General features: G+C 57.6%; 11 protein-coding genes. 1 reads left to right on the top strand and 10 read right to left on the bottom strand.

What is annotated here, in order from left to right; all coding sequences use genetic code 11:
- Positions 1–287 precede the first annotated feature (287 nt).
- Positions 288–989 (bottom strand): FadR/GntR family transcriptional regulator, encoded by a 702-nt coding sequence (locus BM131_RS19230; protein ID WP_090192044.1) that lies wholly within the window; start codon positions 987–989, stop codon positions 288–290.
- 381 nt (positions 990–1,370) lie between these two features.
- Here BM131_RS19230 and BM131_RS19235 point away from each other — a divergent pair, with 381 nt between their 5' ends.
- A complete protein-coding gene (locus BM131_RS19235; RefSeq protein WP_090192045.1) occupies positions 1,371–2,120 on the top strand; it encodes a sulfite exporter TauE/SafE family protein in 750 nt (249 codons plus the stop codon).
- A gap of 59 nt (positions 2,121–2,179) precedes the next feature.
- On the opposite strand, the gene BM131_RS19240 is transcribed toward BM131_RS19235, so the two are convergent.
- The 9 genes from BM131_RS19240 to BM131_RS19280 all read right to left on the bottom strand — a co-directional run bounded on the left by BM131_RS19240 (position 2,180) and on the right by BM131_RS19280 (position 10,858).
- The gene (locus tag BM131_RS19240) at positions 2,180–3,319 is read right to left on the bottom strand and encodes an HPP family protein (protein ID WP_425434321.1); all 1,140 of its coding nucleotides are present in this window, start codon (positions 3,317–3,319) and stop codon (positions 2,180–2,182) included.
- 218 nt (positions 3,320–3,537) lie between these two features.
- The gene (locus BM131_RS19245) at positions 3,538–4,524 is read right to left on the bottom strand and encodes an ATPase, T2SS/T4P/T4SS family (RefSeq protein ID WP_175499492.1); all 987 of its coding nucleotides are present in this window, start codon (positions 4,522–4,524) and stop codon (positions 3,538–3,540) included.
- On the bottom strand, positions 4,524–5,834 hold the full coding sequence (locus BM131_RS19250) for a TraB/TrbI/VirB10 family type IV secretion system protein (protein ID WP_090192050.1): 1,311 nt from the start codon (positions 5,832–5,834) through the stop codon (positions 4,524–4,526). The genes BM131_RS19245 and BM131_RS19250 overlap by 1 nt, the downstream gene beginning before the upstream one ends.
- Positions 5,827–6,528, bottom strand: a complete 702-nt coding sequence (locus BM131_RS19255; protein WP_090192051.1) for a TrbG/VirB9 family P-type conjugative transfer protein — start codon at positions 6,526–6,528, stop codon at positions 5,827–5,829. The genes BM131_RS19250 and BM131_RS19255 overlap by 8 nt, the downstream gene beginning before the upstream one ends.
- Positions 6,525–7,280 carry a VirB8 family type IV secretion system protein gene (locus BM131_RS19260; protein WP_090192053.1) on the bottom strand — a complete coding sequence of 252 codons (756 nt, stop codon included), beginning with the start codon at positions 7,278–7,280 and terminating at the stop codon, positions 6,525–6,527. The genes BM131_RS19255 and BM131_RS19260 overlap by 4 nt, the downstream gene beginning before the upstream one ends.
- A 33-nt stretch (positions 7,281–7,313) precedes the next feature.
- Positions 7,314–8,390, bottom strand: a complete 1,077-nt coding sequence (locus tag BM131_RS19265; RefSeq protein ID WP_090192054.1) for a TrbL/VirB6 family protein — start codon at positions 8,388–8,390, stop codon at positions 7,314–7,316.
- Between the two features lie 4 nt (positions 8,391–8,394).
- On the bottom strand, positions 8,395–8,973 hold the full coding sequence (locus BM131_RS19270; protein WP_090192056.1) for a hypothetical protein: 579 nt from the start codon (positions 8,971–8,973) through the stop codon (positions 8,395–8,397).
- On the bottom strand, positions 8,970–9,755 hold the full coding sequence (locus tag BM131_RS19275) for a type IV secretion system protein (RefSeq protein WP_090192058.1): 786 nt from the start codon (positions 9,753–9,755) through the stop codon (positions 8,970–8,972). The genes BM131_RS19270 and BM131_RS19275 overlap by 4 nt, the downstream gene beginning before the upstream one ends.
- On the bottom strand, positions 9,752–10,858 hold the full coding sequence (locus BM131_RS19280; protein ID WP_090192060.1) for a lytic transglycosylase domain-containing protein: 1,107 nt from the start codon (positions 10,856–10,858) through the stop codon (positions 9,752–9,754). The genes BM131_RS19275 and BM131_RS19280 overlap by 4 nt, the downstream gene beginning before the upstream one ends.
- Between the last annotated feature and the right edge of the window lie 246 nt (positions 10,859–11,104).

The raw sequence follows: 11,104 nt of genomic DNA on the forward strand, positions 1-11,104 counted from the left end.
AGAATTTGCAAGGATGATTGGCAGAGCTACGCAGCCCCGAAGCAAAGGCCTGCTGCGTCAGGCCGCACCAGCAAGGTTTATTTGTCCGCGAACTATCTGGAGACTAATAGCAGATATTCGCCCAGCAACCGTCAATGTCGGCGAAGTCTGCACAGTGGACATGGCTGCTAGCCGCAGAAAAGGGTCGGCTGTCCGAACTCAAAAGCTCGGTGCTGACTGAGGTGAAGCGCCGGAACGAGCCCAAGCTTACTGACCCCGCCTGCCCATATGGATTTTATATTGTCGGACTACTCTCTTCTTTGATGGGGTGTGGGGTCGAGTATCATCAGTTCGATAGACTTCAGGTGTGCCTCCATTGCTCTTAGGGCAGCGGCTGGATCGGCAGCCTCGATCGCATCTACGATTTTGCTATGTTGATCGCTGTGAATTGTCTGGAATTCATTGGGTGCAATGCGCCGATAGGTGCGATCCCATTCACGTTGCCACACAACGCGCCTGCGGGCACCCGAAAGGTAGATAAGGAAGCCGACTAGAACAGGATTGCGCGACGTTTCAGCGACAGCCCGGTGAAACGCGTCATCGGCTTGCTCACACTCTGATCTGTCTCGAGCTGCGCGTCCGCCCGCCACTTTGCTGCGAAGTTTTATGACGTCAGATTTATCAGCATGTTGGGCTGCCTCGGCCGCGACTTGCGGTTCCACTATAAGACGCGCGCGCATCAAATCCGGGGGCGTGGCTCCTTCCACAAGAAGCGTCTCTTTGACCGGCATGTGCCGTGGTCGGCGGCCCCGAAAAGTGCCTTGCCCCACATGCCGCCAAAGGCTGCCTTCTGCCTCTAGGATATCATAGCAGCCCCGGAGCGTTTCGCGACTGCACCCCAGCGATTTCGACAACTCCCGCTCAGACGGTAATCGGTCTCCACCGACAGGGGCGACACTCTCAATGGCAAAGCGTAGCTCTGGAAGAACGGTTTTTATGCTTTTCGTCACGGCATCATTCTTAGACCAATTTGCAGACCATTGTATGAGCTGAAAGAGACGATGTCATCCGAAAGCAAGAGGCTAAATAAATTAATCGATTAAAACCATTGGCCGGTGCCACAACCCTTTTCGCGGAAGAAGGAATTAATGTTCAGGTCATTTGGAGACCCAAAACGCAAACCTTATTGCATCAAGTAAAGCTAACGGCATAGCTCGATTGAAGGGCCTCAATGACGGATCAGTCTATCAACTCGCGGTGCCTCAGCCTTCGGCGCATATGTCTGCGGCGCTGCCGAACCTGGTTGCGCAGTAGCCAGTGCGTGATGCGCCTTTCCGGTGATCACTCCCGCAACTTTTCTGTATCTAAAACCTCAAATGGAAAGCTCCATAATGTTAGAAATTTCAATTCTTGCGCTCGCCGGCTTGACCGCAGGGCTTTTGAACGCCGTGGCTGGTGGCGGAACATTTATCAGTTTTCCGGCACTGATTTACGTCGGCGTGCCGCCTGTCAGCGCCAGTGCAACGGCGACTTTGGCAGCGCTACCGGGTTATGTAACCAGCGCGTGGGGCTTTCGCCAGGATATGCAGGCCGAAGGTGCGCTTTCACTTAACGCCATCGTTTTCATCGGCGTTATTGGCAGCATCATTGGTGCGTTGCTTCTGATTGTTACGCCAGGTGATACTTTCTTGTGGGTTGTGCCATGGCTTTTGCTACTTGCTACTATCCTGTTTGCCTTGGGGCCGTTCATTTTGCGGCATTTGCGACAAAGAGGAGCGGGAAAGGTCGGAGCCGTCGGTTCGGCTTTTGCCATTGTGACGGTGTCAATCTATGGGGGCTATTTCAACGGCGGGCTTGGAATCATGCTGCTCGCGACCTTTGGTTTTATTGGATACGTAAATCTACACGGCATGAACGGACTGAAAAGCGTCCTTTCGGCCGTAGTCTCGCTCGTCTCTGCGTTGGCTTTTATCAGCGCAGGTTTGATTGAATGGGAACAGGCTTTGATCATGGCGGTGAGTTCGGCGATTGGCGGGTATCTTGGCGCTAGATTGACCCGGCGCATCGTACAAACCGACCTGTTGCGCTATTTTGTCACCTCTATTGGTGCGACAATGGCCTTGGCGTTCTTTTTGCGCTGAACAATTTTTGCGCAGCCGTGACCGCCCGGTATTTCGAGGCACAGAGGCGCTTTGAAAAGCTATTTTAGGCTTTCGCGCGCCAAAGCGCTGATCAGGTCTGTGCGGGTGACGATCCCAACGATGCGACCGCGATCCAGGACGGGCACAGCGTCGATAGCACCGTCCGCCATCTGCGGCAAAAGCGCCGAAAGTGGCGTTCCTGACGTGGCACGCGGGCCGCCGACGCTCATGATATCTGCAGCTTGCACAGGTATCTCTCTTTGTCGGTCAAGCAGTCGACCCATCGCCTTGCCGAAACTTCGGTTCAAGCGCAGTCCGTCATCACGTGCGCGATCAATGAGGTGGATCTGAAAAATGATGCCGTAGAACCTGTCCGCCTCGCCGACAACCGGCACCGCTGTGAACCGGTGACGCCTAAATAGGTCGGCGACCTCTGTCACAGTTGTGTCAGGTTTTACGGTCACCAGATTGCGCGACATTATTGCACCGGCGGTAGTAGGCTCTGATCTGTGGGCCGCCGCCTGCATTTCCGCCGCGCCGATAAGCCGGGCCAAATCCTCCACGCCAAGATTGAAGGATTGTTTGTATCGATCAAGAATGTTTGTCAGGTCGGCTTCTGACAATCCCAAACGCTCCATCGGCACAGGGTCTTGGGTGCCGTGAATGTTTGGGGCGTCAAACTGCCGGAAAGGGTAATGTCGCCCGGTCAGGCGTCCGTATGCGATGGCGATTAGAACCAGCACGACCGTGCCTAGCCCGATTGGCACGATAGCGAAAAGAAACCCAAGTTCCCGCACTGCGTCAGGGCTCATCGCGGCAGTCATCGCAACAGCACCAGCCGGTGGGTGTAGAGCACGGCACAGAATAGTAGCTGTGATCGCAAGGCCGACGGCTAAAGCAATACGCAAGACGGGGTCTTGCACGATCAAGCACACGGACACGCTGACTAAAGCCGCCACAATGTTGCCGACAATCGCAGACCATGGTTGGGCAAGTGGGCTGTTTGGCAATGCGAAAAGCAGGACAGAAGTCGCCCCAAATGGAGCCACAAGGAATAGCCCTAAAGTCAGATCGATTGTCGGTGCTAAAATAAAGGCTCCGGCAAGCGCAAGACCGATGAAGGCCCCGATTCCTGCACGCATCGCTTCTACTGGCGAGCTTCGGGCGACGGCAGGACCGTATGAACCAAGATGAAGCAGAGCGTGAACCTTCCTTTAAGCTTAGGGCAGATCTTTCAAAACTCAGGGAAAGTAGCAATGTCTGCTTGGGCCGCACGGCGGACCTCCGTTTGGCCTGCAGCGAAGTTCCGGTGTCGGCCAGAAACGCTTAGTGTTTGAGACGGGACTGCCTGACAGTTCGAGCCGATTAGACTCATTCAATCAGACCTTTTGAGATAGCGATGCACGACGCTTGCCCGCTACAAAACATCAAGAGACGGCAAGTATATCTCCACGATGCCCCGCTTGTTCCCGACCCGACCAGCCTGAATCACAAGGTCGATAGTCGCCCGAAGATACCGCATGACTTCCGCATATTGCAGTTGTGTTCCCGTCCCCATCACCATCAGCGCCAACCGATCCATCGCCTTGCGGGCGGTCTGCGCGTGCAACGTAGTGAACGATCCGCCGTGGCCGGTGTTGATCGCTTCCAGAAAGGTCGCCGCCTCTGACCCGCGCAGCTCGCCCACAATGATCCGGTCAGGACGCAGGCGCAGGGTCGCTTGCAGCAGTTTTTCCGCCGTGCGCGGGCTGGCCGGGGATCTGTCTGCGATCAGACTGACCACGTTGGGCTGGCGCGGCCGGAGTTCGGAGGAATCCTCGATCGTCACCAGACGTTCGTGATCGGGGATCAGGTAGAGCATGCGACGCCCCAATTCCGTTTTCCCGGTGGACGTGCCGCCCGCGATCACGATGTTCAGCTCTAGCCGCAGCACTTCGGTTAGGAAATCGTCGACGCTTCCCGCCCGGGCGATGCCCTCGATGTGGCGCAGCTTTCGGGTCCGTTCTTCATCTTGAGAAGTCGTCACGTCGTCCCGCAGAAAAGAGAAGGTGCGCGGCTCCCCAGTATGGCCCGGTCGAAATATCCGAAACGACAGGACTGTGCCGCTGGCCGATGCGGGCGGGATCACCGCCTGAACGCGCAGCATCATCCCCGCGTGTTCGACCGACGTGGATAGTAGCGGCGCTTTTTCTGTCAGCGCCGTCGCGCTTTCGTTCGCGCTTTGCTGTGCAATGTCTTTTGCGGCTTGCGGCGTAATATCGTGGTCAGCGGCCCGCACCATCTGGGCCAGGCCCTGCCGTTCGACATAGCACTGACCGTCACCATTTATGACGACTTCGATCACCGTCTGATCCTGAAAGAGAGGATCGAACGGCTTGAGGTATTCCGCGAGATAGGAGGACACTAGAACAGCTCCATGTCGTTCGTGACCATGACCATAATCACCGAGCCATGCTGAACCGTGATGATCGGCGCCAGTGACAGGTATTCTTCGATCACCGCACTGGCGTTGTCGCTGGCGTCCGTGCTGACGGCCTCTGCCAAGATCGCGCTTTCGCCGTTCTGGACGCTGGCCGCAGCAGCAGCCGGGGCCGCGCTGAAAATCGAAATCAGCGCCGCAGACCCGAACCTTTGCAGGAACCGACTGTTGACCTTTCCAGTCAGACCAGACCGTCCCAGCCGATCCGACCCGTAGGCTTCAAGGTCCACAACCTGCCCATTCGGGGTGACAACGCGGTCCCACGCAACCAGCACCCGCTTCTGGCCAACGGCCACCTCGTTCGCGTAGCGACCAAACATCTGCGACCCGCGCGGGATCAGGACCCGGCTCATGTCGAATGACCAAATGTCGTAGGAGACCGTGCTGGTGATCGTGCCAGAGAGTTGCGAGTTAATGCCGGTGGTTAGCGTGGCCTCAATCACGGTGCCTTGCATGACGGTATTGGACGGCGCACCGATGATCCGCGATTGCGTTGGCGCGATCTTGTCCGACCCGGCACGGATGAACGCCTCATCGCCGGTATAGTCGCGGCCTTCGCTTTCCGTCCCGCCGCCTGACATGCCGTCGATGGGGCTGTTGATCTGCGCTTGCCGAATGGATTCCGCTTCCGTCCGCCGCCGTTCAAGTTCCTGTTGCCGCGCCAGCCTTTCCTCCGCCATCATTTGTTCGGCCAGAGAGTCGTTGCTGGCCTGATTGACTTGCAGCAGCAGACTAGAATTTTCCGCTTGGGTGCGCGCTAGGTCGCGGTTGAGCTGGTCACGCTCGTTGGCAAGATCCTGAACCTGGGCCGATCGTTCAGCCATGTCAGTCGCCAACTTATCAAGTTGCGTTTGGAGCGTTTCAAGCTGGGTCGTATCGACCGCAGGCGCAGCGGGTGCTTGATTGCGGGCCGCTTCCAATTGACGGGTCACTTCGTCCAGCCGGTTTTGCAGCGCAATTTCCACCTCAGAGGGGCCGGTCTCTGTCACTGGAAAGTCGGGGGCAGGGGCGATCACCGGCGTGAAGCCGTCTGTCGCCTCACGCTGAAATTCGGACGCATCGGACGTGTCGCGTTGCGGGATCGTCACTGATCCATCGCGCCCTGACAGGTAGGCCACGCTAGCGCCGCCAGCTGCGAGGCCGGTTATCAGCGCCACACCAATCAGGGCAGGGACGTTCGACTTTTTCTTGGCTCCCTTCAGACGGGCGGCGCGGTCTGCTACTTCATCAGCCATTGGTAATTCTCCCGCTTTGAACACAGATATATTCGTCGCCGTAGCGAATGACCCAACGGTGAGACCGCGACCCGACCGTCACGCGCGTTCCATCCGTGCGACCGTTGACGATGTATTCCCGGCCTTGAGCGTCGGCCCGGTAGATGCTGGGGATCGGCGCGTCGGGGCTGAAGGTGAAGAATGTCCGCCTGCCGTCGTCATAGATATTCACCGGCTTGATCTGGGCGTCCTTCGTGGCGGCCGAAATCACATAGGTCTGCGGTTTTCCCGCTGGCACCGAGGATTGCGCCGCCGCCGCCGTGCTTCCGGCTGGCGACTGAAAGCTGACAGAATAGTGCGGACGCGCCGAGGCGCTTTCGTGCAGTTCGACCAGATAGAACCGTTGGTTCGTGACGATCACGCCATTGGTCACGGCCCCCGCAATCACCGGCTTGACCAGAATGGCGTTGCCGCCGTCCGTGTCGGCAAACTGAAAACTTTCCGTGTCACCGGCTTTGAAGTCCACAAAGCGTTCGCCCTGAGCGAGCGTTATCAGCGTGACCCGGCGCAGTTGGGTGTTGATCTTGTAAACCTGACCTTCCTGATAACTCGCGGTGGCGCTCCGCGCATCGACACGCATCGACCGGGGCGTTGTCTCCGCGAGGGCAGGGGTGGCAAATACCGCCAGCAGGGCGGCGCACAGCAGCTTATTCATTCGCTCGTTCCTTCCGATGCGACACGGTAGCCAGTGACCTGAAACCCAAATGGGTTCTGCCAAAGGAGCAGGTTGTTATCGACCGTGCTGGGATTGAAGTTGGTGGTGACGGTTGCGACGAAATCGCCGCGCTGGACCGGGGCGTTGGGACGCCGCAGTGTCTTGGTGAACCGGACTTGCGCCGTGTCGTTGTCGATCATCAGGACGTTGTTGATCGTCACATCGACGGTGCCGTCCACACCGTAGCTTTCGGGCGGATAGTTGGAACTGCCCGGCGTCCACAGCCGTTCGAGGGACTGGCGAACCGGGATCGCAGACCGCTTGAACACTGACAGGATGCGGTATTCGTTGTCGTCCGCGTCATAGGTTTCGCGGTCCATGACGTAGGCGTAGATCAGGCTTTCTACGACCGCCTGTTGCTGGTCCACACTGGCGCGGTCCACGCTGACGCCGCGCTCCACGACGCCCGTGTCCTTGTCCACGATTGCGAGGTAGGCTTGGGTCTCATTGTGGGCCAGCCCGTAGGCCCCCATGCCGACCCCGGCCAGCCCCAGAACCATCCCGACGACGGCCACGGCCCACGCCCGCTTTTCCCGCTGGCGCATCCCGAGGATGGTTTCAGCAATGAAGTAGGAACCGCCCGCTTCACTGGCCGCAGCGACCGCTTTTTCAACGTCGGCGCGATCCTGCGGCGCGACCTTTGAAAGTGGGCTTTTGAGAATCTTTCTCTGTTCAGCAGTGAGCGAGGTCATGCCGTTCTCCAATCTTTGAGGTCGCGTTTGCGGTTAAGTTTTAGCTTTGGCCCGGAGGCGTTCGTTGGACGCGCGGGCAAATTGCACATCGCGCCGCCGCTGGACGAAACGCCCAGCCGAGTTGTCTGAAAGTTTCGCGCCGACGTTCGCCAGCTTCATGTCCATGGCCGATCCGAAGCGGCGATTCTGGTTCGCCCGCTGGACGGTTTCGCCGCCTGTCGTGAAACCACTCGCGATCTGCGCCGCAGCACCTTTTCCAATCTCACCAGCTTTGATTGCAGGACGACTGACGATGCTAAGCGCTTGCGGAGCAATTCCGCCGAGGTTCAGTTGCCCGGTGATGTTCGAGGCTACTTGCGGGATCGTCAGCAATCCGTAGATGCCGACGATGATAATGACGACGACGCCAGTGATACCGATAAGGGTTGATTCATCCCGCGTCTCGAAGGCAGCGGCGGCAACTGACGCCACAAACCCCATCACACCGGCAGCGGCGACCGGATACATGAAGTAGCCGATCAGCGACGATACCCATGCCTCAAAGAGAAATTGTGTCCGGTTCAGGCAGGTTGCCGCTATGGCGAAGGGTGCCAGACCAACCAGAATACCGATCATAATCTTGGCGAAGCCCGCAACTAGAATGTAGGCGGCTTGCAAGAGGGCAAGCAGCAGATACATAGCGGCACCGAGAAAGCCTCTAGCAATGGCACTTTCCGCTTTGATAACTGACCCTGCCGCGATTTGTGCCTGATCCGCAAAACCTTCGGCAAGGTCTATAGACGATGTAGCTGTGCCATCATTGGCGACAGAAAACAGGGCTGTGACCAAGCCGTCACCCGTATTAGTCAGTGCATTGTAGATTACTTCAAAATTGGCCCACGAAAGCCCGAACATGAAGATCAGCACAATCCTAAGAACGAGTTGTGTCAGATCTCCAGCCCGCGCCGTCACAACTCCGAGCGCCACAGCAACCCCAAAGACCATGAACGCCATGACGGCCAAGATCGTAATGATCCCGCCGTAGCCATTCGCCACAGCAACAAAGGTATCTTCCGCCGCACCACTGACAGCGGTGTCGATGAAACCCATAACTTCTGCGACGATTGCCATTCAATTATTCCAGTTCGAGTAGCATGGTGATGTCGCACATGCGGTCGTAGTCCCGCTTGATTGCGTCCCGAGCCATGATCGGTGTCGGCGTAAAGAAATTCGGATTATCGACACCTTCTGTCAGCGCATCGAAGGCTGCGACAGCAGTGGGCCAGTCAGCCATAAGAGTGTTGCAGGTGCAATCCAGTTCCGTAATTGCGTTTTCGTATGCTGCCCATTCATACAGGAAGGTTTTTGCCAAACCTGATTTGCGGACCTGCAAGTCACGCTCGCTAGAAAATTCAGGTGCAGGCCGGTAGTCTGGATTATGTCCAACGCAGCTCGATACTTGGAGAGGGCGGGTTGCAGGGTCGGCGGCAACTTTCTTGCTGGGGATGGGCCATTGGAAAAAACCCATGTCGATTGCCCGTGACTGGATCAAGTTGCCGAAAGCGTTCTGTTTGCTTTCATCCTTTGGCACAAGGTGACGAACACCATCATCAGACTGTGTTTTATAGGTCTGTGCAATCACAGGCGAAGTCATTGCGGCGACAGCAGCACAGGCCAGCAGCAGGGTTTTCGTGGTGTTCTTCCTTTTCATCATTCCGATGTGTCCGAGGGGGTCAGGTCCAGATATTTCTGTTCATCCGCAAGCGTGGCAGCTGTCATGACACCGGCTTGGCCGAGACCGATGGTCTGGGCCGCTTCGAGTTGCCAGATATTCGCCAGCGCCATGCCCATTTCAGCGGTCATGCGCGTGTTCAGATCGATCGCCGCTTTCATGCCCTGCGTGTCTGGAATGTTGCCCGTCAGTTCTCCGATCCGTTCGAGACTTTTTCCAGCCGCTTCTTGCGAGGCTTCCGCAGCCACCCCCATCATCGCGCCAGTGTTGCCCTGCACCCCGATCCGCGCCGCCGCAGGATCTTCGCTGTTTGCGAGGTCCTTCATTTGCGTGGTAGACGTGCCGGCGCTCGCAAAGATGCCACCGACAATGGCCGTGGTCGCGCGTCCGCCGATATTCCCGCCCGCACCGATCGCACTCCAGTTGCCAGCCAAGGCGTCCTGCAATGACGCTTGAATGTCAGGAATTTCCGGCAAAAAGTCCTTAAACCAGTCGCCCGTCAGCAGCAGCTTGCCTTCGGCAAAGCTGTCCGTCAGCGCCTTGTATTGATCTTCCATCAGCCGGATTTGCGCGATCAGCTTCAAGGTCTGGTCGTCCAGTTTGAGGTTCTGGGACACCGCCTCATTGAGTTGCAACCGGGCTTCCGCCAACATCTGTTGCAGTTGGGCGATGGAGGACACGTCAATCGTTGGGACACCCTGCGCCGCGGCAGAGCCACCAGTCAGTGCGAGGGCCACGGCAACGGTCGAGAGCAATTTGTTCATCGTGTGACTCCTTCAAAAAATTCACGGTCGCGGGCGTAGGCCGCAAAGAGCATCCCATATTGCGCCCATTCCGCCTTGCGCTTCACCGCCATGAGCCGGGTCAAAACACCGGCCATGCGCGTGACTTCCGCCTTAGCGTAGCTGTTGAGGTCCATCGCTTCCTTGGCCGAGGCCGAGAGCGAGATACGCCGCAAAATCTCTTGCAGCCGCGAGAGCGACTGGATCAGAATTTCTTGGCTGTATCCGGCGTAGGACATGGCCGCGTCCGATATGTTCGACATTTCAGAAATCGAAATATCTTCCAGCGCCAGTGTCCCGGTCTGGTCTGCGCCGCTGATCTGGGCCGCATAGGTGTTGTAGAAACCGCTGATCTTTTTGACGTAATCTTGCGTTTCCCGGTAGGGCGGGATGCCGTCGTATTTCATCACGGCACCGGGGCCAGCGTTGTAGGCTGCAAGCGCCAAGGGCATACTTTTAAAGCGGCGAATTTGCTGCATCAGGTAGCGCGCCCCGCCGTCCAGTTGCAGCTGGGGGTCGGTGTAGTAGGCCGGATAGATGCCGAGGTCTTGCGCCGTGCCGGGGATGATCTGCGTCAGCCCGAACGCCGCCTTTGGCGACCGCGCCCCGATCTGGAACCGGCTTTCCTGTTTGACCAGCGCCTGAAACCAGCACCGAAACTCAACCGCGTTGATCCCGATTGCAGCCAGTGCCGGGTCGTTGCCGAACTTCACTGCCGTCTGCGCGATCATCGACTCGATGGTTTCACGGGCGTCACCGAACAACCGCCCGGCATAAGGGTTGTTGTCCTCAATCGAATAGACCGCACTTGCAACCATACCGTCCAAGCCTTCGAGGTCCGTCGTCATGGCCGACGATCCGCGCAGCATATTGATGGTGTCCTGCAAGGCGGCGATCTGATCAGTCCGCGATCCGAGGTTTTGGGTCAGCGTGGCGCTGATCTGGGCTTGCTCAGCCATCTGGGCCTGTTCGCCCGCGTTGATCGACTGCATCTGGGCGAGCGCAGACACATCAATCTCCGGCACACCTTGCGCCACCGCCCCGGAGGCGGTCAGCGCAAGCGCCATGGCGGGAAGGCGCACCATTTTACCCACCAATGGGGATCCAATCGCAGTCCGTCACCGAGGCGTCAGACGCAGCAAATGACAGCGCGTTCGAGGACCAGCAATTTGTTTGGCGGCCCTGATTTTCTGCACAGGCCGTGAGACTGGACAGAAGGAGTAAAGCCAAGATTGCCTTAGAGCCCGATTTAAAACTATTTGAGTGAGTTCAGTGGTTTGTGATTCTGTTCGGTTGTGAAGCTGAATGGAGATCACAATGGCTTGGACTGA

It is taken from the genome of Loktanella salsilacus (assembly GCF_900114485.1).
In the GTDB taxonomy this organism is placed as follows: domain Bacteria; phylum Pseudomonadota; class Alphaproteobacteria; order Rhodobacterales; family Rhodobacteraceae; genus Loktanella; species Loktanella salsilacus.

Coding starts and splice junctions, on each gene's coding strand:
- BM131_RS19235 (WP_090192045.1), top strand. CDS start 1,371: ATGTTAGAAATTTCAATTCTTGCGCTCGCCGGCTTGACCGCAGGGCTT.
- BM131_RS19250 (WP_090192050.1), bottom strand. CDS start 5,834: ATGGCTGATGAAGTAGCAGACCGCGCCGCCCGTCTGAAGGGAGCCAAG.
- BM131_RS19255 (WP_090192051.1), bottom strand. CDS start 6,528: ATGAATAAGCTGCTGTGCGCCGCCCTGCTGGCGGTATTTGCCACCCCT.
- BM131_RS19260 (WP_090192053.1), bottom strand. CDS start 7,280: ATGACCTCGCTCACTGCTGAACAGAGAAAGATTCTCAAAAGCCCACTT.
- BM131_RS19265 (WP_090192054.1), bottom strand. CDS start 8,390: ATGGCAATCGTCGCAGAAGTTATGGGTTTCATCGACACCGCTGTCAGT.
- BM131_RS19270 (WP_090192056.1), bottom strand. CDS start 8,973: ATGATGAAAAGGAAGAACACCACGAAAACCCTGCTGCTGGCCTGTGCT.
- BM131_RS19275 (WP_090192058.1), bottom strand. CDS start 9,755: ATGAACAAATTGCTCTCGACCGTTGCCGTGGCCCTCGCACTGACTGGT.
- BM131_RS19280 (WP_090192060.1), bottom strand. CDS start 10,858: ATGGTGCGCCTTCCCGCCATGGCGCTTGCGCTGACCGCCTCCGGGGCG.